Source organism: Labrenzia sp. OB1, assembly GCF_001624695.1.
GTDB lineage: Bacteria > Pseudomonadota > Alphaproteobacteria > Rhizobiales > Stappiaceae > Roseibium.
Genome location: NZ_JSEP01000001.1, coordinates 190,123 through 216,845, shown reverse-complemented (window position 1 = coordinate 216,845; position 26,723 = coordinate 190,123). Strand labels below are relative to the sequence as shown.

Genomic DNA, 26,723 nt, shown 5'->3' with positions numbered 1-26,723 from the left:
TTCATGCTTGGTCCTTCCGCACATACCGATACTTTCACGCGGGACAATCTGCCGCCCGAAGAGGCCTGGCCCGAGTTTCTGCTCGATGGCTTCGCCTATCCGGAGCGCCTCAATGCAGCGGTGGAACTGACCGACCGAATGGTCGAGAAGGGTTTCGGCGACCGTACGGCGCTGATCGGCAACGGCCGTCGGCGGACCTACAAGGAACTGGCGGACTGGACCAACCGGCTGGCCCATGTCCTGAGCGAGGATCTCGGGGTGCAGCCCGGAAACCGGGTGCTGATCCGGTCCGCAAACAATCCGGCCATGGTGGCCTGCTGGCTTGCCGCCACGAAAGCGGGGGCGGTGGTTGTCAACACCATGCCGATGCTGCGGGCGGGTGAGCTTTCCAAGGTGGTCGACAAGGCGGAGATTGAATTCGCGTTGTGCGACACGCGATTGATGGAGGAACTGGTCACCTGTGCCAAGACGTCCTCTTATCTGAAGAAGGTCGTGGGATTCGACGGGACCTCCAACCACGATGCGGAGCTGGACCGGCTGGCGCTGGAAAAATCCGTGCACTATGACGCGGTGCGGACAGGCCGCGACGACGTTGCACTGCTCGGGTTCACCTCCGGGTCGACCGGGACGCCCAAGGCGACGATGCATTTTCACCGCGATCTGCTGATCATCGCCGATGGCTATGCGAAGGAAGTTCTGGGCGTGACGCCGGAAGACGTCTTCGTGGGCTCCCCGCCGCTGGCCTTCACTTTCGGTCTCGGCGGTCTGGCGATCTTTCCGCTGCGCTTCGGTGCGGCGGCAACACTGCTGGAAAACGCCTCGCCACCGCAGATGATCGAGATCATCCAGAAATACAAAGCCACCGTCTGTTTCACGGCGCCGACCGCCTATCGGGTGATGCTGAAGGCGATGGACGAAGGGGCGGACCTGTCTTCCCTGCGCGCGGCGGTTTCGGCAGGCGAAACCCTGCCCGCACCGGTCTATGAGGCCTGGATGCAAAAGACCGGCAAGCCGATGCTGGACGGTATCGGTGCCACGGAGATGCTGCATATCTTCGTTTCCAACCGCTTCGAGGATCACAAGCCCGCCTGCACCGGCAAACCGGTGACGGGCTATGAGGTCAGGGTCGTCGGGACGGACGGTCAGCCGGTTCCGGTGGGCGAAGTCGGGCGTCTCGCCGTGCGCGGGCCGACCGGCTGCCGCTATCTGTCGGACTCGCGTCAGGAACAATATGTCGTCGACGGCTGGAACATCACCGGCGACAGCTTTTCCATGAGCGCGGACGGTTATCTGCATTTCGCCGCCCGCAACGACGACATGATCATCTCCGGCGGTTACAACATCGCCGGACCGGAAGTCGAGGCGGCGCTGCTGGCGCATCCGGCGATTCTGGAATGTGCCGTCATCGGCGTGGCTGACGAAGCCCGTGGCGCCATCGTTGAAGCCCATGTGGTGCTCAACGAGAGAGCCGAGCCGGGCGAAGACCTGCGCAAGGCGTTGCAGGACCATGTCAAGGCGACGATCGCTGCGTATAAATATCCGCGTTCGGTCGTGTTTACCGACACGTTGCCAAAGACGGAAACCGGCAAGATCCAGAGGTTCCGCTTGCGGCCGCCGGCGTAAGCCAGAAGGAGACACCCTTGCCGCGCGGGCACGCTGCAAGAGAAGACGCTGACGACTGCCCAAACCGTCCGGAAAGACTGAAACAAGCACCGGACAGTGAAATAAAAACATGCGGGAACCGCTGGTTCAGTATCGAGAGGAGTTTGAAATGAAGGTTATGACGATGGCGGCGACTGCCGTCCTGGCCCTGGGACTGACGAGTGCTCAGGCAGAACCGGTGAAGGTTGGCATGATCACGACGCTTTCGGGCGGCGGCGCAGGTCTTGGCATTGACGTGCGCGACGGTTTTCTGCTGGCAGTGAAACAGTCCGGCAACAGCGATATCGAGGTGATTGTCGAAGACGATCAGCGCAAGCCGGACGTGGCTGTGCAACTGGCCGACAAGATGGTTCAGTCCGACAAGGTCGATGTGATGACCGGCATCATCTGGTCGAACCTGGCCATGGCGGTCATTCCCTCGGTTACTGCTCAGGGCAAGTTCTACCTGTCGCCCAATGCGGGTCCGTCGGCTTTGGCGGGCAAGGGCTGCCACCCGAACTATTTCAACGTCGCCTGGCAGAACGACAACCTGCATGAAGGCGCGGGCGCTTATGCCAATTTCGCCGACATGAAGAAGAGCTTCATCCTGGCGCCGAACTATCCGGCGGGCAAGGATGCGCTGACCGGCTACAAGCGCTTCTACAAGGGCGACCTTGCCGGGGAAATCTATACCAAGCTCGGCCAGACCGACTATGCGGCCGAACTTGCCCAGATCCGGGCGTCGGGGGCGGACAGTGTGTTCTTCTTCCTGCCGGGCGGCATGGGGATCTCTTTCCTGAAGCAGTACAAGGACAGCGGCATCGACCTTCCGGTGGTGGGGCCTGCGTTTTCGTTCGACCAGGGCATTCTGCAGGCTGTTGGCGACGCGGCGCTGGGCGTGAAGAACACCAGCCAGTGGAGCAAGGACATCGCCAACGAGACCAACAAGGCGTTCGTCGAGAGCTTCCAGGCCGAATATGGCCGGTTGCCGTCGCTTTATGCCTCGCAGGGCTTCGACACCGCGAACCTTCTGCTGTCGGCAATGGCAAAGGCGGACGTGAGCGATGCTGACGCGTTCCGCGCGGCGCTGGAAGAGGCTGACTTCAGGTCGACACGGGGCAACTTCAAGTTCGGTCCGAACCATCACCCGATCCAGGACATTCATGTCCGTGAGGTGATCAAGGAAGGCGATGTCTATACCAACAAGATCATCGGCACAGCGCTGACCAGCCATGCGGATGCCTATTGGGCAGAATGCGACATGTAAGACACTGAGTCGGCGGCCCGGAAACGGGCCGCGGACTGCCAATTGTTTTTGATGCTCCAGGGGCGGGGGTTTATGTCACTGATATTGCTCATAGAGCAGATTTTGAACGGTCTTCAGTTCGGCATCATGCTGTTTCTGATGGCGGCGGGGCTGACGCTGATCTTCGGCGTCATGGGGCTGATCAATCTCGCCCACGGATCGCTCTACATGATTGGCGCTTTCTGCGCGGCTGCGGTTGCCGGTATGACTGGATCGTTCCTGCTCGGCCTGATCGCCGCGCTCGCCGGGGCCGCTCTTGCCGGTGCGCTTGTTGAGCTGGTCGTCATAAGACGGCTCTACCGGAAGGACCATCTGGACCAGGTGCTGGCGACCTTCGCGCTGATCCTGATATTCTCGGAAGGCACCCGCTGGATCTTCGGCTCGTTCCCTCTGTTTCTGGACGTGCCGGACTATCTGTCCGGCCCGATTACCCTGCCGGGTGGAATACAGTATCCGCTTTACCGGCTGGCGCTTATCGTCATCGGACTTGCGGTCGGGCTGGGGCTCTATCTGTTGATTTCGAAGACCCGGCTCGGCGTGCAGATCCGCGCCGGGGAGAACGACCGGGAGATGATTGCCGCCCTCGGGATCGATATCGCCAAACTCTATACGATCGTCTTCGCGCTCGGCGCGGCGCTGGCCGGCTTTGCCGGAGCGTTGGTCGGAGCCATTCAGTCGGTGCAGGTCGGCATGGGCGAACCGGTTCTGATCATGGCATTCGTCGTCATCGTCATTGGCGGCATCGGCTCCATCAAGGGGGCTCTGATCGGAGCCCTCCTCGTCGGGCTGACCGACACGCTGGGTGGTATCTTCCTGCCGGAAGTCATGAAACTCTTCTTCGACCCTTCAACGGCGACCTCTATCGGCTCCTCGCTGGCCTCCATGGCGATTTACGTGCTGATGGCCGCCGTGCTGGTTCTCAAGCCTGCAGGGCTGTTCGGAGCGCGGGCATGACCAGAGAAACCTATGTGAATGCATTCACGCTGGCGCTGTTCGTGGCGATCCCGCTCTGGGCAGTTGTTGCGGACGAGCCTTTTACCATCACGCTGATGACCCGGGCGGCGATCTTCGCCATCGCGGCCGTCGGGCTGAATATCGCGCTGGGACTTGGCGGTCTGGTCAGTCTGGGGCATGCCGTATTTTTCGGGCTTGGCGGGTACTCGATGGGTATTCTCGCCCATCACGCGCAAACCTATACGGCTCTCGCCGAATGGCCCTTGCTGATCGAGGGTACCAAGTCGATGCCGGTCATCTGGCTGACCGCGATTGTCGTGTCGTCCCTGGCTGCGCTGGTGATCGGGATCCTGTCCCTGCGCACGGCGGGTGTCTACTTCATCATGATCACGCTGGCTTTCGGGCAGATGTTCTTCTTCTTCGCCATTTCCTGGTCGGAATACGGCGGTGAAGACGGGTTGTCGATCTATGTGCGCAACGGCTTCCCCGGGCTGGACACGCTCGTTCCGATCCAATTCTACGGGCTGTGCCTGGGTCTTCTGTGTCTGGTGCTGGTCTTTGCCTGGCGGCTCGCCAAATCGCCGTTCGGGCTGGCGCTGAATGCGGCGCGCCAGGCGCCGCTCCGCGTGGAGACCGTCGGTCTCGACCCGGCGCGGCTGCGCCTGATTGCGTTTGTTCTGTCCGGCGCCATTGCCGGGCTGGCCGGAGCCCTGTTCGCCGATCTCAACCGGTTCGTCAGCCCGGTGATGTTCAGCTGGCAGACAAGCGGCGAGATCATGATCTTCGTGATCCTTGGCGGGGTTGGGCGGCTGTTCGGACCTGTGGTCGGAGCGCTGGTTTTCGTCGCGCTGGAGCACTGGCTCGGCGGGCTCAGCGAGTTCTGGCACATCTATCTCGGGTTGTTGCTGCTGCTGATCGTGCTGTTCGCCCGGGGCGGACTGATCGGACTGGTCGCGGGACGGGAGGCGGTCCATGACTGAGCAAGCTGTTTCGGCAACATCTGTCCCGCGAACGCCGGTTCTGGAAACGCGGGGCATCTGCAAGAGTTTCGGTGCCTTACGTGCCAGCCGGGATATATCGCTTGATCTGAGGCCTGGAGAAATCCACGCCATCATCGGGCCGAACGGCGCGGGCAAATCGACGCTGATCGGGCAGATCTGCGGGACGATCAAACCGGATACAGGGTCCGTTCACCTTCTGGGCAAGGACGTTACCCATGAGGCCACGCGGATGCGCGCCCGGGCGGGGCTTGGCAGGACGTTCCAGATTTCCTCTCTGGCGATGGAAGACACGGTGCTGCAGAACGCCGTTCTGGGAGCGCTGGGCGCCAGCGGCAAACCCTGGCGGTTCTGGAAAGATGCGCTGCACGACAGGTCGCTTACCCAAACGGCTGAGGAAGCGCTTGTCCGGGTCGGTCTTGAGGACCTTGCCCGCCACCGCACAGCGGAACTCAGTCACGGCCAGCGCCGCCAGCTTGAAGTGGCGGTGGCACTGACGCTGCGTCCGAAAGCTCTGGTGATGGACGAGCCGATGGCCGGAATGGGCCCGGAAGGCTCAAGGCTCCTCACCGGTTTCCTGGATCGGTTGCGCCACGAAGCGCCGATCCTTTTGGTGGAACACGACATGGATGCGGTTTTCTCCCTGGCCGACAGGATCAGCGTGCTGGTCTATGGCGAAGTGATCGCTACCGGGTCAGTGGAGGAAATCCGCGCCAACGCCGCGGTGCGCGAAGCCTATCTGGGAGACGAGGCATGAGCTTGCTGTCGCTTGAAAATGTCACCGCTTCCTATGGTGCCAGCCAGGCTCTCTTCGGCGTGGATCTCGAGATCGACGAAGGTGAGGTCGTTTCCCTGCTCGGCCGCAATGGTATGGGCAAAAGCACGACGGTCAAATGCATCTGCCGGATGCTGCCCGCGTCGGGAACTCTGACGTTCGACGGAAAAGACCTGACCCATCTTGCCAGCCACCGTGCGGCGCGTCTGGGTCTCGGACTGGTTCCCGAGGGCCGCCGCTGCTTTGGCAGTCTGACGGTTCATGAAAACCTGACGGCCGCCGCGCGGCGTGGGGCCTGGACCTTTGAACGGGTCATCGAGCTGTTCCCGCGCCTGGGAGAACGGCGCGGGCAGCGAGCGGCGTCGCTTTCCGGTGGCGAGCAGCAGATGCTGGCGATCGGCCGGGCGCTGATGACCAATCCAAAACTTCTGATCCTCGACGAGGCCACCGAGGGGCTTGCGCCGATCATCCGTCAGGAGATCTGGGCCGTCGTCCGTCAGTTGAAGTCCGAAACGGGTCTGTCGATCCTTGTGATCGACAAATCGATCCGGGAACTGCGGGAGATCAGCGACAGGGCGGTGATCCTGGAGCGCGGCAGATCCGTGTGGGCCGGCCCGATCGCCAGCCTGACAGACGATGTCACGCATCAATACATAGGAGTCTGACCTACTTTGAATTGGTCCAGACCGGAAAAGGGAAGAACAGGAACAATGACAATCTCTGTCCAGCGCTTGTGCATGCCACAGGTTTCATCTGCGATATCGGGTTCAAGTGACCGCTTGTCCGCCGCCTGGGCCGAAAGGCAAGCCGGATTTTGGCACAAGCCGCAGGGAGTGTAACAAATGCCGTCCAAGATCATTCAGCCGCAGGGCTGGGTTCCCGCCAAGGGTTATGCGAACGGTGTGCTGACCGAAGGGCGGACGCTTCATATCGGCGGCCAGATAGGCTGGAACGGGGATCAGGTCTTTGAGAGCAAGGACTTTGTCGCCCAGATGGAGCAGACGCTTGCAAACATCGCCGCCATCGTTGAAGAGGCGGGAGGCGCGGTGACCGATATTGTGCGTCTGACCTGGTTCATCACAGACAAGCGGGCGTATATGGCACGGCAGAAGGAAGTCGGCGAAGCCTATCGCCGCGTCTTCGGGAGGCATTTTCCGGCCATGTCGGTTGTCGTGGTCGCGGGGCTGATCGAGGACGAGGCCCTGATCGAAATCGAAGCCACTGCTCAAATTGGTTGATAAGAGCGGATGGGGGATCTTCTTTCGGGTAGATCGGCCGCAATAAACTGCAAGATATTTTTCATATATACTTGCATCTGTAATTTTATTGCGAAACTTTTTCAATTTTATTTAATTATAAATAAAAAATGTGGCGGAGAACGCCTCCGCCACTAAATATCCTCTAAAAAAAATCCATATTGAAAATCATTTGCACTTCTTTATTCCCTAAGTGCTCATATATAATACTTTAAATTTTCTAAATGGTCAAGTTTAATTTTATGGTTGCTTTTCTTAATCTTTTCTTACTCTACGTTGTGCACAATAAAGCCATCCCGCATAAAACGGGCGCCACTTTCTCTGTTTGTCCGGCCCGGCTTAAAACGATGTCCTGGGCCTGGAGCCTGTTGATTTCGGTTCATGGCAGGCCTGAGGCTCTGCCGCTTCAATAATGATCTAGTCACGATCCTCTTTTTCAAGATCCGAAAGGCTTACCCGGTCAGCCATCTTCACCAGCCAGGATAACGTTTTCTTCTGCGGTTCGCTCAATTGGCCTAATTCGCAGATCTGAATCACGGTTTGTCGGTGATGATTCCATGCAAGGAAGAAATCGACGATATCCGCGACATCATCAATGTTCGTGCTCTCGGCTGACAATTCACCTGCTCACTCTTGAGTTCATGATGAGGAGAGTTTAGGGGCATGTCGCCAGTTGCGAGCGTGAAAAAAGTGTGAACCTATTGGTTCCGTCAGGGAACTGCTGTTTTATAAAACTCCGCATTTTTGTCGAGGCAATGGGCTATGTGCGCCAGGATATTGGAAATAAACCTGTTCGGGTCCTGTTTCGTCCGTTCCGCAGAACCCGGAGCGTTCGAGATAACCGGCAAAAAGCACCGTGCGATCTTCGCTTTACTGGCGACGGCCCCACATGGCTGCAGAAGCCGGACCTTTCTGCAGGAAACGCTTTGGGGGGTCGCGTGCTACGACACGGGCCGCCAAAGCCTTCGCCGTGCCCTTTCCGACATCAAATCCGCCATGGGCCCCTATTATGGGCAATTGATCACCACCAACAATTCGGAGGTCACGCTCGATCTCGGCAAGGTCAACTTTGCGGGCAAGCCCGGCCATGGGACCTTTCTGGAAGGGCTTGATGTTCAGTCACCGGATTTTATCGATTGGTGCAACGGGATCAGGGCGCAACCGGACCAGATCTATTCCCTGTTCCGCCGGTCGTCATCTTCCTCAATGTCACGGCCACCCGTGCCCACCGTCACGGTTCTGCCACTGCTCAGCATCGAGAACAATCCCGAACTGTCCGTTCTTGGAGACTGGTTCGCCGAAGAGATCTGCCGGTCTCTTTCGCGAACCAATCTTCTGTCTGTCATTTCCCATTTGTCGAGCCGGGCGTTGTCCGGAAGGCGCATCGAGATAGATGTCATTCGCGACAAGCTTGGTGTCGACTACTGCGTTAGCGGCAGTATCCGCAAAGATGGCGATCAGGTCATCACGGATGTTGATTTCCTGGACGCTACAACGGGGCGGATCTTGTGGACGCGGCATTTCAGCGGACATCTGAATGACTTTATTTCGGATGCCGGTCAGGGCCTCACCAGCATCGTCGAAGCTGTTGGCGGGGCTATTGCGTCGGACACGCTCTCCTATATCAGGGGTCGCCCGATTTGTGAGATAGCCGACCACCGGCTGCTTATGGCCGGTGTCAGCCTGATGCACAGGCCTACTTTGAGAGACTTTGCAAAATCACGTGAACTTCTCGATGAAGCGATCGACCGTTCGCCAAGGTCTGCTGAAGTCCATGCCTGGCGCGGAAAGTGGCATGTGCTGAGTGTGTTCAACGGATGGAGTTCCGATCCCGCCCAAGATACAAAAAGTGCGGTCAATTGCACAGCGAAGGCGCTCGACATCGACCCGGAAAACGCCTTCTGTTTGACAGTTGACGGTTTTGCCCACAACAACCTGCTGAGGCGGTTGGACGTTGCCTCCAGCCGCTACGAAAAGGCGCTTGAACTCAATCCTAATGAGGCATTGTCCTGGTTATTGCGCGGTGCCTTGTTTGCTTTTCAAGATGCCGGGAAGCAAGCTGTTCATGCTGCTGAAAAGGCACGGCAATTATCCCCCATCGATCCGTTCAAATATTATTTCGATTCTCTGAGTGCGACAGCCTATTTGGCGGCAGAGGACTACGAAACGGCCTTGAAATTTGCGGATAGCTCACTGAATCGGAATCAACGTCACCTTTCGACAATGAGAGCAAAGATCACGGCCCTTCATTTTCTTGGGATGGAGCAGCAAGCTCAGGAAGTTGCGTTAGAGCTTAAGGGCAGGCAGCCCACTTTTACAATTGAGGGTTATATGCGCGCGCATCCCGCAGCGGACTATCGGCTTGGACAGAACGTCGCGCGTGCTTTGCGCGCCTCTGGTTTTCAGTAACAGGTTTTAGAAGGGGGACTCTTAAGTGTCTTATTATGGTGGTGTAGGCGGTGTTGGTGGCGTCGGCGGTGTTGGTGGTGTTGGTGGTGTTGGAGGTGTGGGAAATCTCAATGCAACCGGACTGGGCGGCTTTTTGGGGGCTGGCACTGTTGCTGTTTATGACCCGATCACGGTCCAGGGACTGCAAATCAGCGCTCAGGCGATTACCCACGCAGCGGGGAATGCTCCGGTGCATACGCCAGGTGAGCTCCCGTTTTCGTCAACCGGCAATCTGGATTATTGGGCAGACTGGGTCAGGGCCTCGCTTTATCTCAGCGATTTCCTGAGTGAGTTGCAGTGGAACATCGAGGCAGAGCCCGGAGGAGCGGTCCAATTGTCTCATCGTGCTCAAGGTGGAAGTGCTCAGCCTTTCTTCGAGTTGGTGCGGCCGGAAATGTCGGTGTTCGTGGAGCAGCTGAAACTCGTCCGTTCCTATATGGATCAGCGCTCGGAACGGACGCCCGAGATCATTTCGCAGCTCGGATTTCCAACACCTTATTTCGCGATGATCCTGGGTCTGCATCCGGCCCGCAACGGCAAAACGTTCGAACTCATCTCGATAACACAGGTGCTCGCGGCCCATGTGGCCATGATCGTCAAGCATCATCTTGCTATTCGCCGGCCGGACCGGATTGATGCCACGGTCATGCCAATCATTCCGACGCCTGGACATGGCAGTTTTCCAAGTGCTCATGCCACAGAGGCATTCGCCGTCGCGCGCGTCCTGGAAGGGCTTGTCGACAAGACGAGCTCGCACTATCCCGACCCTGATAAACGCAAGAATCTTGTCAGGAAACAGGCCGAGCGCGTTGCCGTAAGCAGAACCGTTGCCGGCGTTCATTATCCGATTGACAGCTGGGCCGGCGCTCTCCTTGGCACCATGGTGGGCGATATCATCCTGAACAAATGCGGCATATCGCATCTCTTGACCGGCCTCAAATATGAAGCCAAAGGGGAGTCCGATTTCATGCTGGCCCATTTCAAGGATCCGGACTGGAAAGCGCATGGCGTGAGCGAACTTCAGAATTGCCAGGTGTCCGGGAGTCCGCTGTTCGAGTGGCTCTGGGGCAAGTCAGTCGAAGAATTTGAACTCTAGGCGAAGGTGCGCGACATGACTGGCAACGTCACAGACACACCTGGCGCCAACGGACCGGCAACATCGATGAAATATCTGGGGCCGTATGAAGCCTGGAATTTCGGCGTGGGGAAGCCTTATGCTTTCCCGCCTTTCCGGCGGTCGGATATCCGCTATCAGACCGCTCTGGCGGAATTTCCCAAGCCGACATGGATAGGGCCGGATCCGGATACGGTCCTGGGATCCGGGCATGAACTCAGGCTGCCCACGATATGGGGGAAGGACGAGAATATTCCGCTTCGCTTCTGGCCGATCGTGGTGGAAAACAAGGCCGGGGCTGACGCCTCCCCGGACAGCCTCGGCAGGGATCTTATGCAGGCAGTTCAAGGCCGGACGATTGAGGAGCCACGCTACCGGCTCGCATTTCCCGTTTCCGATAGCGCAATATACGAGGAGATCGATGATTGGCCCTTTGCGCCGAACTGGTCGGCTGATCCGCAAGTGAAGAAGAACTGCCCGCCAGGCAAAACTATTCACGTTCTTGCGGTCATAGACGACGGGATTCCATTCGCTCACAGGAATTTCATGGCGGCGGACGGGAAGCGTTCGCGGATGGAATTCTGCTGGCTGCAGTCTGCCGACAAGGATCCCGACGCAGACAGGCCGAGTGTCCTGTTTGGACGCGAATATATGCGCTCGGATATCGAGCGTCTTATTCGTGATCATGGTGATGATGAGGACATGCTTTACCGCGTCGCCGGTGCAAGTTCCGAAAGCTTCGAACTGGGTCCTGCCATCAACAAGCTGGCGACGCACGGTGCGCATATCATGGATGTTGCCGCGGGATACGATCCAAACAAACCCCAAAATGCTCCTGAAGAAACCCGTCTTGTCGCGGTCCAGCTACCCAACACCATCGCGTGGGATACTTCGGGTTTCGGCAAAGACATGTACATGCTTTCCGCTGTTCATTACATCCTTGAACGGGCAGAGCGGATAGCTGCCGGGTATGACGTTGCCGATATGCGCGTGGTCATCAATTTCAGCTACGGTTTTTCCGGTGGCCGGCACGATGGTGCATCCGAACTTGAAGCCGCGATCAACGAGATTGTCAGTGAGCGGCGAAAACGCGGCAGGCCGACCGCGATCGTTCTGCCTGCGGGCAATACGTTCATGGATCGTCTGCACGGAGAAATAGCTTCCGGTGATTTCAAGGACAGGAAGTTCAAATTCACCTGGGCGGTTCAACCCAACGACCGGACATCCAGTTACCTGGAAATCTGGTTCCCGCAAGATTTTGTTCCTGCGGATTATACAATCAAGGTGAAAGCACCATTCAAGCAGGCCACGACGAAGATGGAGCTGAAACCGGACCCCGAGAATACCGGCGGAGATCCGAGGAAATTCGAAATCATTGGACTTGATGGGCTCGGTGAAACAGTCCCCATTGGCCAGATCAGTCTGGATAATCACCGCTCAAACGGGCGTTGGCGGGTTCTCGTTGCACTTGCACCAACTGAACCGGATGACATGAAACTGCCTGCGGCGCCAGCCGGGGACTGGTCCGTCACGCTGAAACGCAAGCACGATCCTGTTGGAGAGCATGGCTCCATCTATCTCTGGGTGCAGCGTGACGCCGACCCGGATGAGTTTCGCTCGGGCAGCCGTCAGAGCTATTTGCGCGACCGGAACTACCGAGGCTTCCGGGATCAGGGAGATGTGGCTCAAAGCGACGACGGGGCGAGTTATGTTCGCCGGTTCGGTACAGTCAACGGTTTGGCAACAGGATCCACATCGCTGATCGTTTCCGGATGCATGCCCTCTGCCGCGAACGCGTGGGATCCGGAGCAACCCGTCCCGTCGCATTACAGCTCCTCCGGCAAGGTCTCTGAAGACAACCCCGTCGGCACGGTTGACTGTACCGCGCAGTCGGACCGGTCGAGCGTTCTGCCGGGGATGATCGGGGCGGGGACCCGCAGCGGGTCTTACGCGGTCGTGCAGGGAACGAGTGTTGCTGCTCCCCTGGTGGCAAGGCGGCTTTCGGAAGCTTTCGCAATCAGTTCCCAAGAGGAAGTCGGGAAAGCCGAGAAGGGTAATTACCTTTCTTTGTTGAAGAAGGTTGATCTGCCGGAAGGTGATGGGAAAATTTTCGCACGCCTGGGTAGATATCTTATAATATAAAGTAATTTATAATATCGATTTGGCCCGGTGTTCACCGGGCCATTTGTTTTTCGGTCGGTTCATTCACGCTTTTCTCACGAGCATCAAAATCAGAATTGCTTATTATTACTATTGTCGGAAGGCGCAATGATGCGGCTCCGGTATTAGAGAGTTGTCTCGAGATCATATGATTTCGCTTTGAACGACCTCTCCTTGGCGACATGACAAATTGTTTTCCGGTGCCGCCTGGGATCAGGCGGCTCGAGGGACCGTCATGCCTCAAGGAGCAGGCCACATTGTTGGCAGGAATGGAAAGATGTCAGTTCAATCGCAGGGCCCCCGAAATGTTCCGGTTTCACGCCGCATCCGCTCGTCCGCGGAGGTGCCGTATGGAGCCATGCTCTTGGGTGAGGTGCCCCATCGACCGCTTGACCGCGCAATATTGCTTGCGGACCCAGCGGTGCCTGCACGCGCTGACTACTGCAATCTGCCCGGCTTAGGAGGTAGACATGTACGCTGAGATCCTGGAAGCAACGGTACTGAACAACACGAGATTTGAAAAAGATCCGAACAAATGCCTTGTTTATCACATCCTGGATGACAACAGGGCGCCCCTGACACCGGAGCAGGTGGCGGTGGAATGGTCCGCAATCGGCAAGGGTGACGATGCGCTTGCGCACAGGGTCCGGCGGTCTCCGACCACCGTATGCGCCGGTGGCGACGCCTGGGTCAACGTCCTGATCGAAGTGTCGCGCTTCCTCGGGTACAACAAGACTTTCTTCGATGTCCTGGAAAGTCATTACGAGACCGCTAGCACGGCCTGGCCGAGCATCACGTTCGATCAGGTGGTCGAAAGGAAACCCTTCAAGCTGCATATCGACAAGGGCAGGTTCGACTATTTCGTCTTTTCCGGTGGAGGCAACGAAATCCTCGGCTGCGGCGTGTTGCAAAAGTTGCTGAAGGACCGCAGCGCCGGGAATGGCTCCGGCAAGCCCGAGGACTATCTGATGCCCGGCAGGCTCGACGCCATCCTTGCCAAGCTCAAGGACGGATATCTGGACATCGCGCGGTACGTGAGAAACACATCGCCCGGAACGCAGATGCTTGTCCATGGCTATGACTATCCTGTGGCCCGCGCCGACGGCCCCTGGCTCGGCAGGCCGTTCGTGCGGCGGAGCTTCGACATGGGGGTGGACAAGGAACTGATCGCGGAAATTCTGGCCCACATTGTCGACCGGTTCTACGGCATGCTGGAAGAGGTTTCCGAAAAACATGCCAATGTGACGGTCGTTGACATCCGCAATATCGTTCGCGGCCGCTGGACCGACGAGATGCACCCGGATCTGGAAGCCTCAAAGGATATCGCGGCTTTCTACCGGAATGTCATCGACGGCTATCCGAGCATGTGACTTTTGCGAACGCCGCCCGGTCTGACTGAGGCCAATTCCTCCCGACTGAAGGCATCCACCCTGAGATAAGCGGTGTCTTCAGAGACCTTTCAAGCCGGGCGGCACCCGCAACACTTCGCCTCTTTCCAGACACCCCGGCCGGCATCTTCAGAGATTGCCGGCCGGGGTGTTTTCGCACCTGCACTTTCGTGCGTGCCTGCTCTCCGGTCTTTGATTTCCCGCGGCTACCTGACCGGAATTCTGCCGGGGTCACAGATTCTTCCAATAAAAATTAATTAATATCAGTGACTTATGCGGCATTTGTTGCTTTGAAAACTTTGTCTGACATTATGTTTACAATGTCAGACAAAGTGATATCGTGAATTTGAACACTGAGAAAGGTTGCTCCCGGTCCATGCCGCAGAACCCAGCCATGAAACGTTTCGACAAGACGACAGACCGGGATGACGAGCCGTGGGATGTGCCGCGTGCCCTCATCAGGCTGATCGAGGATGAGGGTCTGAAGGTCGGCGACCGCCTGCCGCCTGAACTCGATCTGGTTCAGCGTCTCGGTTTTGGCCGCTCGACTATTCGCGAAACCCTGAAAACCTGGGAAAGCATGGGTGTCGTCAGCCGCAACAAGGGGGCAGGGACCCGGCTTACGGCGGAGATCTCCCGGAACACGGTCCGTGTGGCGCTGACCATCAAGCATGAGGCGATCAGCCTATTGAGAATGCTGCAGGTGCGGCGCCCGCTCGAGATCGAGGCGGTGCGGATCGCCGCACGTCTCGCCACTCCCGAACAACGCAAGCTCATCAACGCGCGTGCGGCGGAGCTGATGGCGGTCTTCGAGGCGGGCGAGGACTGGCGCCCGGCCGACCACCGGTTTCACAACGCCATTCATGATGCCACGGGCAATCCCCTGTTCCGCCAGTTCGTCGATCAGATCCAGAAGTGCTTCCACGACATCTACGACACGCCGTTCGGCAAAGCCCATCTCGGCGAAGACTCCATTCCGATCCACCGTCCGCTGGCGGATGCGATCATCGCGGGGGACGAGGACGAAGCTGCCCGGCTGACCGCCACGATCATCGACATAGTTTGCACCGAGACCCAGAAAATCTCCGAGGAACACAATGGCTGAGACCGGTCCGGATCCCTATTCCATCGATACGCTGCTGGCAGCGGCGGCCAGCGGATTTGGCGGTGCCGCGGTACCGCCCATCGTGCAAACCTCGCTGTTCACTTTCGACAGTTATCAGGCCTTCGAGGACCGGATGGCGGGTCGGACGTCCGATCCGCTTTATACGCGAGTTCAGAATCCGACCGTTGCCGTCTTCGAGAATATGGTCGCGGTGGCGGAGGAGGGGGAGGCCGCTGTCGGTTTCGCGTCCGGAATGGCGGCCATCTCCTCGACGGTGTTTGCCTTCGTGCAGCCGGGTGACCGTATCGCTTGCGTAGAGCATGTCTATCCGGATGCCTACCGGCTGTTCGAGCGGATGCTGCGTCCCTTCGGTGTCGAGGTTTCCTACCACTCGGCCGAAGCATTCCAGAACGATCCGGATCTGCTCAAGGGGGTGAAGCTCGCCTATCTGGAAAGCCCTAGCTCGGTTGTTTTCCAGACGATGGACCTTGCGGCGGTAGCGGCTCATGCAAGGCGGCACGGGACGCTGACGGCCGTGGACAATTCCTGGGCGACTCCATTGTTTCAACGGCCGCTGACGCTGGGCATCGATATCGTTATTCACTCGGCATCCAAATATTTGTCGGGCCATTCGGATACAGTCGCCGGCGTGGTGATCGCCCGCGCCGACCTCATCAACCGGATCCGCGATCTGACCCTGACGCTGCTGGGCGGCAAGCTTGCGCCTTTCGAGGCGTTCCTGTTGACGCGGGGCCTGCGTACGCTGGGTGCCCGCATGCGCCAACACGAGGCGTCGGCAAACCTGTTCGTCGACAGGCTTTCCTGCCATCCCAACGTCACGGCTGTCATGTCGCCAGGTCCCAACATGGTGCCGGGCCTGAGTGGACGCTCGGGCCTTCTGTCGGTCGAACTGGATGAGAGCATCGATATCCCGGATCTTGCGGACAGGCTGAAGCTGTTCCGCCTCGGCGTCAGCTGGGGCGGTTTCGAGAGCCTGGTTCTGCCGACGCGGATAGCCCTCAGGCAAGCCGGGGAACAGAATTCCATGCAACGCTTTGGCGTCTCCGAGAGGATCGTGCGCCTGAGCCTGGGTCTGGAGGACCCCAACGATCTTTGGACCGACTTCGAGGCGGCCCTGAGAGCAAGCGCTCGCTAACAAGATGGCGCTTTCAAATATAACCAAAGAGGAGCGGAGCAGATTATGAGGGGACTAATAGGAGCTATCAGCGTACTGGCATTCCTTGCCGGATCGGCGGCTGGTGCGGAGACCCTGAAGCTTGTGGAAGTCATTACGAGTCCCGAGCGGACGGCAGTTCTTCAAAAACAGGTTGATGCGTTCGAAGCGGCCAATCCGGGAACCGAAGTCGAGATCGTCTCGCTGCCCTGGGGACAGGCGTTCGAAAAATTCGCGACCATGGTGGCGGGGGGCGACATTCCCGACGTGGTGGAAATGCCGGACCGCTGGGCGGGGATATACAAGGACAAGCTTGTCGATCTGAACAGCAGGATCGCGGCCTGGGAACACGGCAAGACGCTGACCCAGAAGACCCTGGACATGGGCCGCCAGACGGATGGCGAAAGCGCGCGGATGATCCCGTACGGTTTCTACCTGCGCGCCCTGTTCTACAACAGGAAGCTGCTTGAGGAGGCAGGGATCGAGGAACCGCCGAGAACCATGGAAGACTTCATGGCGGCCTCCAAGGCGGTTTCCGCGCTGGACGGCAAATACGGCTATTGCCTTCGTGGCGGGCCGGGCGGTCTGAACGGCTGGATCATGATGGCCGCGACCATGAACGGCGACAACACCTTCTTCGACGAAGACGGCAAGAGCACGCTCAACCAGCCGGGGTCCGTCGAGGGCCTGCAGTTCCTGATCGACATGTATCAGAACGGCTATGCGCCAAAGGATTCCGTGAGCTGGGGCTTCAACGAAATCGTCGCCGGTTTCTATTCGGGCACATGTGCGTTCCTGGACCAGGACCCTGATGCGTTGATCGCGGTTGCCGAGCGGATGGAGGCGGAAGACTTCGCCGTTGTGCCGATGCCGGTCGGTCCGGCGGGCAAGGCGTTCCCGACCATCGGTTTCGCCGGTTGGGCGATGTTCGACAGTACGGATAACGAGGACCTGTCCTGGAAACTCATCGCGCATCTTTCCAGCCCCGAAGCCAACAAGGACTGGGCGAAGCGCGTTGGCGTCATTCCGATCCATGAAGGCGCGGATCAGGACCCTCACTTCCAGACCGAACAGTTCGCCGGCTGGTTCGATACGCTGAACGGAGATGAATATATCCCGACGGTCATGCCGACGTATCTGGATCAATTCGGTTACTTCGCCGATTCCATCGCTCTGGAAACCAGCCAGGAAGCCCTGCTTGGCCAGATCAGTGCACAGGAAATGGCCGATACCTGGGCCGAATTCCTGACGGAAGAGTACGGCCGGTGGAAAGCCGCGCAATGACGGCAAGAAACCCTTCCGCGCCCGGGACATCCCGGGCGTGGCCCTCCTTCTACCTGCGCTACATGGTTGAGCCGTATGTCTATCTTTCGCCCGCGCTCATCCTGATCGCGCTGGTGATGCTGGTTCCGCTGGTCATCGGGATCTCCTATGCGTTCCAGTCGGTCAATCTCCTGCGTCCGCTCGATACGGGTTGGGCGGGACTGGATAATTTTCGCGCCCTTTGGAGCGACCGTAAATTCTGGCTCGCCCTGACCAACACCTTCTGGTGGACCGCCGGATCCATCACCTTCCAGTTCTTTCTCGGCCTTGGCCTGGCGCTGCTGCTCAACACGAGCTTTCACGGCAAGCGACTGGTTCAGGCCCTTGTCTTCCTGCCCTGGGCAGTGCCGACTTTCCTGTCTGCCCTGACCTGGGCCTGGCTTTTCAACCCCACCATTGGCCCGTTGCCGCACTGGCTCGCGGCGCTCGGCATTCTGCCCGAGCCGTTCAACATCATGGGCGATCCGAACCTTGCCATGTGGGGGGCGATCACGGCCAACGTCTGGTTCGGCATTCCGTTTTTCGCAATAACCCTTCTGGCCGCCCTGCAGTCTATTCCCGGAGAACTCTATGAGGCCGCGGAGATCGACGGAGCATCGGCCTGGCAGATGTTCACCAAGATCACCCTGCCGTTCCTGGCGCCGATGATCGCTATCACCGTCATGCTCAGGACGATCTGGATCGCGAATTTCGCCGATCTGATCTTCGTCATGACAGGTGGAGGGCCGGCCAATTCGACACAGATCCTGTCGACCTACATTTTCACCACTGCGTTCCGGAAGCTCGACTTCGGCTATGCATCGGCAATTGCCGTCGCGCTCCTGGGGCTGCTGCTTGTCTACGCTGCTGTTCTGCTGGTGTTGCGCCGCAAGCTGGTCAAGATCTGAGGTTCGTCATGAGTGCGCATCGTCACAGTTCGCCCCTGGCGGTCACCGGCAAATATCTGGCCCTGGCGCTGTATGTCGGCTTCGCCCTGTTTCCGCTTTACTGGCTCGCCAAGATCGCGGTCACACCGGACAAGCTGATCTACACGGAAGGAACCGCGCTGGTTCCGAGCAGCTTCACGCTTGAGAATTTCCGCACGGTTCTGGTGGCGACGGACTTCCTGTATTATTTCCGGAACAGCCTTGTCGTGTCGCTCACCACCGCCGCGATCACGACCTGCATTGCGGCAGCGGCCGGCTACGCCTTTTCGCGCTTCACCTTTCGCGGCAAGCGGCTGGTGGTGGCCATCATGCTGATCACGCAGATGTTTCCGTTGCTGATGATCATCGCCCCGATCTACAAGATCGTCGCGGCAGTCGGGCTGCTGAATTCCCTCACCAGCCTGATCATCGTCTACACGGCCTTCAACATACCTTTCGCAACTTTCCTGATGCAGTCCTTCTTCGACGGTATTCCCAAGGATCTGGAGGAGGCGGGCATGATGGACGGCTGCACCCGTTTTCAGGCGCTGCGCAAGATCGTCCTGCCTCTGACCCTGCCGGGTCTCGGCGCGACACTCGGGTTCATCTTCACGGCAGCCTGGAGCGAACTGCTGTTCGCGCTCATGCTGATCAACTCGAACGACACCATGACCTTCCCGGTGGGGCTGCTGACGTTCGTTTCGAAATTCTCGGTCGACTGGGGGCAGATGATGGCGGCCGGCGTGCTTGCGCTGGTGCCGTCCTGCCTCTTCTTCATCTTCATCCAGCGGTATCTGGTCCAGGGGCTGACTTCCGGGGCCGTCAAGGGGTAGGCGTTTCAGCATGGCACGCATTGAACTGCAGAACATCGCCAAGAACTATGGTCCTGTTGAAGTCATGCGGGACATCAATCTGGAGATCGAGGACGGCGAATTCATTGTGCTTGTCGGCCCGTCCGGCTGTGGAAAGTCGACGCTTCTACGCATGATCGCCGGTCTGGAGCCGATCACGGACGGCGAGTTCCGGGTCGATGGGCGGCGCATGAACGAGGTGCAGCCGCGCGACCGGGACATGGCGATGGTGTTCCAGTCCTATGCGCTGTATCCGCATATGGACGTTGCCCGCAACATGGGGTTTTCGCTCGAAATCCGCAAAGCGCCCTCGCAGGAACGGGCCGGGAAGGTGCATGACGCGGCGAAGACGCTCGGCCTCACCTCATTGACGGCCCGTCTGCCCAAGGCTCTGTCAGGCGGTCAACGCCAGCGTGTCGCCATGGGTCGGGCGATTGTCCGCGATCCGAGCGCCTTCCTGTTCGATGAGCCGCTGTCCAATCTTGATGCCGCGCTGCGGGTCGAGATGCGCCTGGAAATCGCCCGGCTGCATCAGCGCCTGGAGACGACCATGATCTACGTCACGCACGATCAGGTCGAGGCGCTCACGCTCGCCGACAGGATCGTGGTGTTGAACGCTGGCAAGATCCAGCAGGTTGGCACACCGCTGGATCTCTATGAGCGTCCGGCCAACCGGTTTGTCGCCCAGTTCATCGGTTCTCCGACCATGAACATTCTGGAGGTTGTACCGGCGGACAAGGGCGTTCTTCTGAAAGACGGAACAGTGATCGGGATCTCTCCCGGAACGGATCATGCGTCGGCCAGCGATCTGGGCGTGCGGCCTGAACACCTGAACATCGTTCCGGAAGGATCGGCGCATTTCTCCGGAACGGCGGAACTGGTCGAGCATCTGGGGTCGGACACGAATATTCATACGCGTGTGCCGGGTATCGGCCAGGTGCTTGTCCGCCAGCACGGACATGTCCCACTGAAGACAGGCGACACCGTCAACATCGCAATGGAGCTGGACAAGGTCCATCTTTTCGCTCCGGACGGTCAAAGGCTGGAGCCAGTCTTGGGTTCAGGCTGACTTGTCCAATGTTTCCGGCTGCCATCCGCCGCCTGGATGGCGGGTGAGCTTCGGTGTTCTGAAGACGCCGATTACCCGTTCTGACAGGCCGCTCTCCTCCTGCTCCAGCGCTTCTTTCCAGCGCATCGTCTGAAGCATTGCGGCGCCGATCGCCACGGGTTCGATCCCGCAAAGCTTGAGCAGGCGAAGACCTGCGAGGATGGAGGTGCCGCTGCTCAGGACATCGTCCACCAGCAATACCCGTTTGCCCTTCAGGAGCGGCAGCATGCGCGGGTCGAGATAAAGGCGTTTCGTCTGGTCCGGGCTGGTGATCGAGCGCAGGGGAACGGAGAGGTCTTCCCGGTACCAGAACTTGCGCGAGGTGCTCAACGGCACGAAGCGGCTGTGACCGAGGTTGCGCGCGGCCGGAGCCGCCAGGGTCAGGCCGAGCGTCGGCAGGCCGACCACCACATCAGGAGAGAAGGGACTGGCAAGTCCGGCAAGTGCCGTGGCCAGCCGGTCAACGACCTCGAAGGATGCCTGGTTGACGATGAGAGACGCCAGAGCCGACTGGCCATCCGCCAGCTCACGGATCGGCAGGGCGAGTTGGCCTCCGTCCGGCAGCGAGGCGGGAAAGAAGATCCGGTGTCCTTCCGGCGGCGCGGTTCCGTATGTCCCCGCCGGGGCGGTTTCCTGCCAGAAAACATGGGGTTCTTTTTCGAAGATGTTGCCGATCATTGTCTGCTTTCCGGGGTTCGACTATGATAAATCCGCTTTTCCCGGGATCTATCAGATCCCGGACGCCTTGTCCGGTCCGGAGCGGGGTTCAGCCTTTTTCTCCTCGAAAGGATCAACACAACCGATGACCAAGATAGCGCTGGATACGGAGGAACTGACATTTCTCAAGAACCTCCGGCACGACCTGCACACCCATCCCGAGCTTGGTTTTGAGGAAGTGCGCACAAGCGCCATCGTGGCAGATCTGCTGAAGGAGGCCGGGGTAACCGTCCATCGAGGCCTCGGCGGTACGGGCATTGTCGGCACGTTGACGAACGGCAACGGCCCGCGCCGCATCGGCCTGCGCGCAGACATGGATGCTCTTGCCATGCCGGAGACGGCGGACCGTCCCTACAAATCCTCGGTTCCGGGCAAGATGCATGCCTGCGGCCATGATGGCCACACGACTTTGCTGGCGGGAGCCGCACGGTATCTGGCAGGAACCCGGAACTTCAACGGCACAGTCCATTTCATCTTCCAGCCGGCGGAGGAAGGCCGGGGCGGTGCGCGGAAAATGGTCGAGGATGGTCTGTTCGATCTCTTTCCCTGCGATGCGGTCTATGGCCTGCACAACATGCCCGGTCTTGCCGTGGATGAAATGGCGGTCACGGCAGGCCCGCAGCTTGCGTCCTCCGACAGCTGGAAAGTCTCTTTCAAGGGGGTTGGGACCCATGGCGCCAAACCCCACCTGGGCAAGGATCCGGTGACGGCTTGCGGCCATTTTCTGGCAAGCCTTCAGACGGTCGTCGGCCGGGTGGTGGATCCTCTCCAGCCCGCGGTCGTCAGCGCCTGTTCGGTTCATGCCGGGGACTCCAATGCCCTCAACGTCATTCCCGACTTTGTTGAAATCGGCGGGACAGCGCGGGCCTATTCGCCGGCAGTCCGGGATCAACTCGAGGCGGAAATCGGCCGCCTCGCGCGCGGCGTCGCCGTCATGTTCGGGATTACCGCCGATTACGAGTTCATCCGCCGGATTCCACCCGTGGTGAACAATCCTGACATCACGGAGCGCGCACTCGCGGCCGCACACGCGGTTTGCGGCAACACGGTGCGCACCGATTTTCCGCCGTCCACCGCAGGTGATGATTTTGCGTTTTTTTCCCAGGAGGTCCCGGGCTCCTATGTCTGGCTCGGCAACGGACCCGCCGTCGATGGCGCGCTTCACCACAACACGGCCTATGATTTCAACGACGCGGCCATCGAGACCGGCGTCAGTTTCTGGGTCCGGCTGACCGAAGGCGAATTGGCGGGGTAGCGGCAATCTTTCCGAGAACTATGAGATCGAGGTTCCCGGCAAGGTCACATTCTGAATGCGACGGAAGTGGTTTCAGACGCGGGCCGGGGGCGCCGGCTCCGGTGGCCTGAGCCTTGACGCCTCGATTGAACGCAAACGAAAAGACGTCTGCCCAAGACAGCATATCTGCTCAAGACTCCGGCAAACCGCAACGCGGCGTCGAACGTTATAGCATCAGACCGGCACACACGGCCTTCGTGACGCGCATCGAAAGCCCTTCGCTGGTAATGGATTTTCTTTGAGCGCAGGGTCTCTGAGACCTTTTCGCCGGCATGCCTGTTTTTTCATCTTCGACGCAACTGGAATCCATTTGACAGCGATAAATATATGGAAGAGGTTTTGTAAACCGATTTACTAAATCGTTTTACGGGATGAATATGGCCGAGCGCAGAACGACAAGTCTGAAGGATGTAGCCAAGGAGGCAGGTGTCTCCGTGACAACTGTCTCGCGCTTCCTGAATGGCAAGCTCGACCTGCCGGACACCACAAAAAAGCGCATCGAGTCTTCCATTGCCCGGCTCAAGTACGAACCGAACCCGCATGCCCGGCGACTGAGCCGCGGCCAGACGGATACGATCGGTCTTGTGGTTCCGGATATCGCCAACCCCTTTTTCGGCACACTGGTTGCCGCGGTTGAAGAAGCCGCTGACAGCCGCGGTCTGGCGGTGACCCTTTATGCCACCCTCAATCGCGCGGACAGGGAACTGGCCTATTTGAGCCGGATCGAGCGCAACCATGTGGACGGCCTGGTCTTTGTGACCAATCACCCGGACAACGGAGATCTGGCGGCTTTGATCAATCGCACCGGGAAAGTTGTGGTGGTCGATGAAGACGTCCCGCTGGCGACCGTTCCCAAGCTCTTTTGCGACAATGAGAACGGCGGCTTTCTGGTGGGCCGGCATCTGGCGGAATTCGGCCACCAGCGGGTTCTTTATATCGGAGGTCCCGAGGAGATGATCTCCACGCAGCGGCGCTACAAGGGTCTTGAACGCGCGCTGCAGCAAGATCACGGCGACAGGGCTGTAATCGATCGCTACGTCGGCGCCTACACTATTGAATTCGGGCGGGAGGCCGCGCGCCGTTTCGTAGATGAAAATCTGCCTGCCACCGCCATCTTCGCCGCGTCGGACGAAATCGCCATCGGGCTGATCGAGGTGTTCCGGGCAAGCGGTATTTCAATCCCGGACGACGTTTCCGTCATCGGATTTGACGACGTCGGCCCGTTACATCTTTTCGGACCGCCCCTGACGGCCATCCGTCAGCCAGTGCGGACTTTGGGTCAGCGCGCCCTCTCTCTTCTCATGGATACCGATTGGCAGCGGGACGCCCCTATCGCGTCGGAAGAACTGCTGCCGGTCGAAATCGTCGTACGGGATTCTGTTGCACCTCCGGCGAAAAAATAAAAGCAACGCACCACCACCTAACAGAGGACTATCAAACAATGAGATCTCTCACCCGCAGGACTTTTGGTGCTGCTCTTGCCGCTACAACGGCGCTGGCCTGCCTCGGCGCAGGTCCTGCCCTTGCAAAAGACAAGACATACGCGCTTATCCAGATCAATCAGCAGGCGCTGTTCTTCAACCAGATCAATGAAGGTGCCCAGGAAGCTGCTGACAAGAGCGGCGACAAGCTGGTGATCTTCAATGCCAACAACGACCCTTCGGCGCAGAACAGCGCTATGGAAACCTACATTACCCAGAAGGTCGACGGGTTCATCGTCGTCGCAATTGACGTCAATGGCATCATGCCGGCTGTTGAAGCCGCCAACGAAGCGGGTATTCCGGTGGTCGCCATCGACGCGGTTCTTCCGGAAGGCCCGCAAAAGGCACAGATTGGTGTCGACAACGGTCAAGCCGGCGCGGACATGGGTGCCTATTTTGTCGACTATGTGAACAGCGATATGGGTGGCAAGGCAAAGGTTGGCATCGTCGGAGCCCTGAACTCCTTCATTCAGAACCTGCGTCAGAAGGGTTTTGAGGACACGATCAAGGACAAGGACGGCATTGAAGTCGCGGGCGTTGTCGATGGCCAGAACATTCAGGACAATGCTCTGACCGCGGCGGAAAATCTGATCACCGGCAACCCGGACCTGACCGCGATCTATGCCACCGGCGAACCGGCTCTTCTGGGCGCAATCGCTGCCGTTGAAAGCCAGGGCAAACAGGGCGACATCAAGATCTTCGGCTGGGACCTGACGGCCCAGGCCATATCCGGCATCGATGCAGGCTATGTCGCCGCGGTCGTTCAGCAGGACCCGAAAGGGGAAGGTGTGGCCGCCGTCGAGGCTCTTGACAAGATCACTTCGGGCGGCACAGTCGAGAAGAGTATCGACATCCCGGTAACCATCGTGACCAAAGCGAACGTCGATCCTTACCGAGACACTTTTAAATGATCGATGACCAACAGCCATTGACCGCTGTTGGCGGCGCCGGGGATCCCAGCGATCCCCGGTCAACCGGAATGGCGGCTGCCACTTCGCCGGCTGTGTCCCTGCGCGGTATCCGCAAGACCTTCGGCTCTCATGAGGCCCTGCGCGGGGTCGACCTGGATCTTTATCCGGGGGAGTGCCTCGGATTGGTCGGCGACAATGCCGCCGGCAAGTCGACGCTCTCCAAGATCATCTCAGGGACCCATATTCCCGACGAGGGAACCATCACGCTGAATGGCAAGACCGTGCGTTTTTCCGGTCCGGCGGAGGCCAGGCGGAGCAGCATCGAAATGGTGTTCCAGGACCTCAGTCTGTGCGATCACATCGATGTGGTGGGCAATCTCTTTCTGGGCCGCGAACTGACCAAAGGGCCTTTTCTCGACCGCAGGCAAATGATCGAAGAAGCCCGGAAGATGCTGGATTCCCTTGAAATCCGCATTCCGCGCCTCACAGCAAAGGTGGAAAAACTGTCCGGTGGCCAGCGTCAGGCAATTGCCATCGCCCGCGCCGCGTCCTTCCAGCCCAAGGTTCTGATCATGGACGAACCGACTTCGGCGCTCGCAGTTGCGGAAGTGGAAGCGGTTTTGTCCCTCATCAACCGTGTCAAGGCCAGGGGTGTTGCCGTCGTGCTCATCACCCATCGCCTGCAGGATCTCTTCCGCGTCTGCGATCGCATCGCGGTCATGTACGAGGGAACCAAGGTGGCCGAACGCAACATAGCTGACACCGATCTGGAAGATCTGGTGAAACTGATTGTCGGAGAGGAAAGACATTGACGGTCTACACCGAGCGTACCAAAGGGCATCCGTTCGCCGATTTCCTCGGTGAGCATGCCCAGGTTCTGTCCATCGCCTTCTTTTTCGTGGTCTGCGTCGTGTTCTTCTCCGTCATGACGACGACATTCTTCTCCGTCGGCAATGTCCTGAACATCGTGCGCCAGGCCGCGCCGATCCTGGTCGTGGCGATTGCCATGACCCTCGTTATTCTGACGGGAGGCATCGATCTTTCCGTCGGATCGATGGTGGCGCTGATCAATGCGATCGCCGCGATCGTTCTGGCTCTCGGGGTTCCGTGGCCGCTTGTCATCATTGCGATGCTGGTTCTTGGAGGCGTCATCGGTCTGATGCAGGGCTGGTTTGTCTCCTACCAGGGCATTCCCGCCTTCATCGTCACACTGGCGGGCCTGTCCATCCTGCGCGGCTTTGCCCTTTATCTGACCCAGGGCTATTCCATTCCGATCCGCGACGTTCCCGGCTTCTTTTTCATTGGCCGGGGCGAACTCTTCGGCATGCCCTTTCCCGCCATTCTGGCAATTCTGGTCGCGATTGCCGGGTTCGTGGTGATCTCCGTAACCAAATACGGCCGTCAGGTCGTCGCCGTGGGGTCCAATCTGGAGGCGGCCCGTCGGGTCGGCATGCCGGCCAAATGGATCGTGGCATCCGTGTACATGGTATCGGGGTTCGCCTGCGCGCTTGCCGCGATCCTGATCTCGGCCCGTCTCGGGTCCGGGTCGTCCAATGCGGCGGTCGGCTTCGAGCTGCAGGTCATCGCGGCGGTTGTTCTCGGGGGAACCTCTCTCATGGGCGGACGGGGAACCATGATCGGTACGGTGCTCGGCACCCTGACGATCGCGGTGATCGGCAACGGCTTGATCCTGATGCATATCTCGCCGTTCTTCACCCAGATCGTGACCGGTGCGATCATCCTGCTGGCCATCTGGTTGAACACCCGGATATTCACCACCAATTTCCGGTTTGGCGGCAAGAAGCGGAATTGAC

24 protein-coding genes are annotated in these 26,723 nt (G+C 59.0%); 22 read left to right on the top strand and 2 right to left on the bottom strand.

Annotated features, from left to right (window positions below):
- Positions 1-3: 3 nt before the first annotated feature.
- From OA90_RS00970 to OA90_RS00940, 7 genes are all read left to right on the top strand, one after another.
- A complete protein-coding gene (locus OA90_RS00970) occupies positions 4-1,623 on the top strand; it encodes an AMP-binding protein (protein WP_068405739.1) in 1,620 nt (539 codons plus the stop codon).
- A gap of 148 nt (positions 1,624-1,771) precedes the next feature.
- Positions 1,772-2,908, top strand: a complete 1,137-nt coding sequence (locus OA90_RS00965; RefSeq protein ID WP_068406567.1) for an ABC transporter substrate-binding protein — start codon at positions 1,772-1,774, stop codon at positions 2,906-2,908.
- Positions 2,909-2,980: 72 nt separating this feature from the next.
- Entirely contained in the window at positions 2,981-3,901 is a 921-nt protein-coding gene (locus tag OA90_RS00960; protein WP_068406564.1) for a branched-chain amino acid ABC transporter permease, read from the top strand.
- The gene (locus OA90_RS00955) at positions 3,898-4,881 is read left to right on the top strand and encodes a branched-chain amino acid ABC transporter permease (RefSeq protein ID WP_068405735.1); all 984 of its coding nucleotides are present in this window, start codon (positions 3,898-3,900) and stop codon (positions 4,879-4,881) included. The genes OA90_RS00960 and OA90_RS00955 overlap by 4 nt, the downstream gene beginning before the upstream one ends.
- Positions 4,874-5,656 (top strand): ABC transporter ATP-binding protein, encoded by a 783-nt coding sequence (locus OA90_RS00950; RefSeq protein ID WP_068405733.1) that lies wholly within the window; start codon positions 4,874-4,876, stop codon positions 5,654-5,656. The genes OA90_RS00955 and OA90_RS00950 overlap by 8 nt, the downstream gene beginning before the upstream one ends.
- Positions 5,653-6,339, top strand: coding sequence for an ABC transporter ATP-binding protein (locus tag OA90_RS00945; RefSeq protein ID WP_068405730.1), 687 nt, complete (start codon positions 5,653-5,655; stop codon positions 6,337-6,339). Before OA90_RS00950 ends, OA90_RS00945 begins: the two co-directional genes overlap by 4 nt.
- A 177-nt stretch (positions 6,340-6,516) precedes the next feature.
- Positions 6,517-6,912, top strand: coding sequence for a RidA family protein (locus tag OA90_RS00940; RefSeq protein WP_068405727.1), 396 nt, complete (start codon positions 6,517-6,519; stop codon positions 6,910-6,912).
- Between the two features lie 435 nt (positions 6,913-7,347).
- Here the strand turns inward: OA90_RS00940 and OA90_RS00935 are convergent, their stop codons facing one another.
- Positions 7,348-7,548: a hypothetical protein gene (locus OA90_RS00935; RefSeq protein WP_068405724.1), complete on the bottom strand. Its 201-nt coding sequence runs from the start codon at positions 7,546-7,548 to the stop codon at positions 7,348-7,350.
- A gap of 144 nt (positions 7,549-7,692) precedes the next feature.
- Here OA90_RS00935 and OA90_RS00930 point away from each other — a divergent pair, with 144 nt between their 5' ends.
- The 10 genes from OA90_RS00930 (at position 7,693) to ugpC (ending at position 20,467) form a co-directional block, all read left to right on the top strand.
- Positions 7,693-9,339 carry a hypothetical protein gene (locus OA90_RS00930; protein WP_068405722.1) on the top strand — a complete coding sequence of 549 codons (1,647 nt, stop codon included), beginning with the start codon at positions 7,693-7,695 and terminating at the stop codon, positions 9,337-9,339.
- 25 nt (positions 9,340-9,364) lie between these two features.
- Positions 9,365-10,474, top strand: a complete 1,110-nt coding sequence (locus OA90_RS00925) for a phosphatase PAP2 family protein (protein ID WP_068405719.1) — start codon at positions 9,365-9,367, stop codon at positions 10,472-10,474.
- Positions 10,475-10,489: 15 nt separating this feature from the next.
- The gene (locus OA90_RS00920; RefSeq protein WP_156510343.1) at positions 10,490-12,634 is read left to right on the top strand and encodes a S8 family serine peptidase; all 2,145 of its coding nucleotides are present in this window, start codon (positions 10,490-10,492) and stop codon (positions 12,632-12,634) included.
- Between the two features lie 488 nt (positions 12,635-13,122).
- Positions 13,123-14,022 carry a hypothetical protein gene (locus tag OA90_RS00915; protein ID WP_068405713.1) on the top strand — a complete coding sequence of 300 codons (900 nt, stop codon included), beginning with the start codon at positions 13,123-13,125 and terminating at the stop codon, positions 14,020-14,022.
- A 412-nt stretch (positions 14,023-14,434) separates the two neighbouring features.
- Entirely contained in the window at positions 14,435-15,145 is a 711-nt protein-coding gene (locus tag OA90_RS00910) for a FadR/GntR family transcriptional regulator (RefSeq protein WP_244274506.1), read from the top strand.
- Positions 15,138-16,301 (top strand): aminotransferase class I/II-fold pyridoxal phosphate-dependent enzyme, encoded by a 1,164-nt coding sequence (locus OA90_RS00905; RefSeq protein ID WP_068405707.1) that lies wholly within the window; start codon positions 15,138-15,140, stop codon positions 16,299-16,301. Before OA90_RS00910 ends, OA90_RS00905 begins: the two co-directional genes overlap by 8 nt.
- Before the next feature lie 45 nt (positions 16,302-16,346).
- On the top strand, positions 16,347-17,603 hold the full coding sequence (locus tag OA90_RS00900) for a sugar ABC transporter substrate-binding protein (protein WP_068405704.1): 1,257 nt from the start codon (positions 16,347-16,349) through the stop codon (positions 17,601-17,603).
- A gap of 62 nt (positions 17,604-17,665) precedes the next feature.
- Positions 17,666-18,529, top strand: coding sequence for a sugar ABC transporter permease (locus tag OA90_RS00895; protein ID WP_244274518.1), 864 nt, complete (start codon positions 17,666-17,668; stop codon positions 18,527-18,529).
- An 8-nt stretch (positions 18,530-18,537) separates the two neighbouring features.
- Positions 18,538-19,380: a carbohydrate ABC transporter permease gene (locus tag OA90_RS00890; RefSeq protein ID WP_068405697.1), complete on the top strand. Its 843-nt coding sequence runs from the start codon at positions 18,538-18,540 to the stop codon at positions 19,378-19,380.
- Between the two features lie 10 nt (positions 19,381-19,390).
- Positions 19,391-20,467, top strand: a complete 1,077-nt coding sequence (ugpC, locus tag OA90_RS00885; RefSeq protein WP_068405694.1) for a sn-glycerol-3-phosphate ABC transporter ATP-binding protein UgpC — start codon at positions 19,391-19,393, stop codon at positions 20,465-20,467.
- Here the strand turns inward: ugpC and OA90_RS00880 are convergent.
- A complete protein-coding gene (locus tag OA90_RS00880; RefSeq protein ID WP_068405691.1) occupies positions 20,459-21,184 on the bottom strand; it encodes a phosphoribosyltransferase in 726 nt (241 codons plus the stop codon). The two genes, ugpC and OA90_RS00880, sit on opposite strands and share 9 nt — an antisense overlap.
- A gap of 124 nt (positions 21,185-21,308) precedes the next feature.
- Between OA90_RS00880 and OA90_RS00875 the strand changes: the two genes are divergently transcribed.
- The 5 genes from OA90_RS00875 (at position 21,309) to OA90_RS00855 (ending at position 26,722) form a co-directional block, all read left to right on the top strand.
- On the top strand, positions 21,309-22,478 hold the full coding sequence (locus OA90_RS00875) for a M20 aminoacylase family protein (protein WP_068406561.1): 1,170 nt from the start codon (positions 21,309-21,311) through the stop codon (positions 22,476-22,478).
- 416 nt (positions 22,479-22,894) lie between these two features.
- Positions 22,895-23,920 (top strand): LacI family DNA-binding transcriptional regulator, encoded by a 1,026-nt coding sequence (locus OA90_RS00870; protein ID WP_068405687.1) that lies wholly within the window; start codon positions 22,895-22,897, stop codon positions 23,918-23,920.
- Positions 23,921-23,958: 38 nt separating this feature from the next.
- Complete coding sequence (locus tag OA90_RS00865; RefSeq protein WP_068405683.1) at positions 23,959-24,909, top strand: substrate-binding domain-containing protein; 951 nt, start codon at positions 23,959-23,961, stop codon at positions 24,907-24,909.
- On the top strand, positions 24,906-25,721 hold the full coding sequence (locus OA90_RS00860; RefSeq protein WP_068405680.1) for an ATP-binding cassette domain-containing protein: 816 nt from the start codon (positions 24,906-24,908) through the stop codon (positions 25,719-25,721). Before OA90_RS00865 ends, OA90_RS00860 begins: the two co-directional genes overlap by 4 nt.
- Positions 25,718-26,722 carry an ABC transporter permease gene (locus OA90_RS00855; RefSeq protein WP_068405677.1) on the top strand — a complete coding sequence of 335 codons (1,005 nt, stop codon included), beginning with the start codon at positions 25,718-25,720 and terminating at the stop codon, positions 26,720-26,722. Before OA90_RS00860 ends, OA90_RS00855 begins: the two co-directional genes overlap by 4 nt.
- Position 26,723: the final 1 nt, after the last annotated feature.

Coding starts and splice junctions, on each gene's coding strand:
- OA90_RS00930 (WP_068405722.1), top strand. CDS start 7,693: ATGTGCGCCAGGATATTGGAAATAAACCTGTTCGGGTCCTGTTTCGTC.
- OA90_RS00895 (WP_244274518.1), top strand. CDS start 17,666: ATGGTTGAGCCGTATGTCTATCTTTCGCCCGCGCTCATCCTGATCGCG.
- OA90_RS00910 (WP_244274506.1), top strand. CDS start 14,435: ATGAAACGTTTCGACAAGACGACAGACCGGGATGACGAGCCGTGGGAT.
- OA90_RS00940 (WP_068405727.1), top strand. CDS start 6,517: ATGCCGTCCAAGATCATTCAGCCGCAGGGCTGGGTTCCCGCCAAGGGT.
- OA90_RS00900 (WP_068405704.1), top strand. CDS start 16,347: ATGAGGGGACTAATAGGAGCTATCAGCGTACTGGCATTCCTTGCCGGA.
- ugpC (WP_068405694.1), top strand. CDS start 19,391: ATGGCACGCATTGAACTGCAGAACATCGCCAAGAACTATGGTCCTGTT.
- OA90_RS00865 (WP_068405683.1), top strand. CDS start 23,959: ATGAGATCTCTCACCCGCAGGACTTTTGGTGCTGCTCTTGCCGCTACA.
- OA90_RS00970 (WP_068405739.1), top strand. CDS start 4: ATGCTTGGTCCTTCCGCACATACCGATACTTTCACGCGGGACAATCTG.
- OA90_RS00890 (WP_068405697.1), top strand. CDS start 18,538: ATGAGTGCGCATCGTCACAGTTCGCCCCTGGCGGTCACCGGCAAATAT.
- OA90_RS00905 (WP_068405707.1), top strand. CDS start 15,138: ATGGCTGAGACCGGTCCGGATCCCTATTCCATCGATACGCTGCTGGCA.
- OA90_RS00960 (WP_068406564.1), top strand. CDS start 2,981: ATGTCACTGATATTGCTCATAGAGCAGATTTTGAACGGTCTTCAGTTC.
- OA90_RS00860 (WP_068405680.1), top strand. CDS start 24,906: ATGATCGATGACCAACAGCCATTGACCGCTGTTGGCGGCGCCGGGGAT.
- OA90_RS00955 (WP_068405735.1), top strand. CDS start 3,898: ATGACCAGAGAAACCTATGTGAATGCATTCACGCTGGCGCTGTTCGTG.
- OA90_RS00950 (WP_068405733.1), top strand. CDS start 4,874: ATGACTGAGCAAGCTGTTTCGGCAACATCTGTCCCGCGAACGCCGGTT.
- OA90_RS00920 (WP_156510343.1), top strand. CDS start 10,490: ATGACTGGCAACGTCACAGACACACCTGGCGCCAACGGACCGGCAACA.
- OA90_RS00870 (WP_068405687.1), top strand. CDS start 22,895: ATGGCCGAGCGCAGAACGACAAGTCTGAAGGATGTAGCCAAGGAGGCA.
- OA90_RS00880 (WP_068405691.1), bottom strand. CDS start 21,184: ATGATCGGCAACATCTTCGAAAAAGAACCCCATGTTTTCTGGCAGGAA.
- OA90_RS00915 (WP_068405713.1), top strand. CDS start 13,123: ATGTACGCTGAGATCCTGGAAGCAACGGTACTGAACAACACGAGATTT.
- OA90_RS00945 (WP_068405730.1), top strand. CDS start 5,653: ATGAGCTTGCTGTCGCTTGAAAATGTCACCGCTTCCTATGGTGCCAGC.
- OA90_RS00875 (WP_068406561.1), top strand. CDS start 21,309: ATGACCAAGATAGCGCTGGATACGGAGGAACTGACATTTCTCAAGAAC.
- OA90_RS00965 (WP_068406567.1), top strand. CDS start 1,772: ATGAAGGTTATGACGATGGCGGCGACTGCCGTCCTGGCCCTGGGACTG.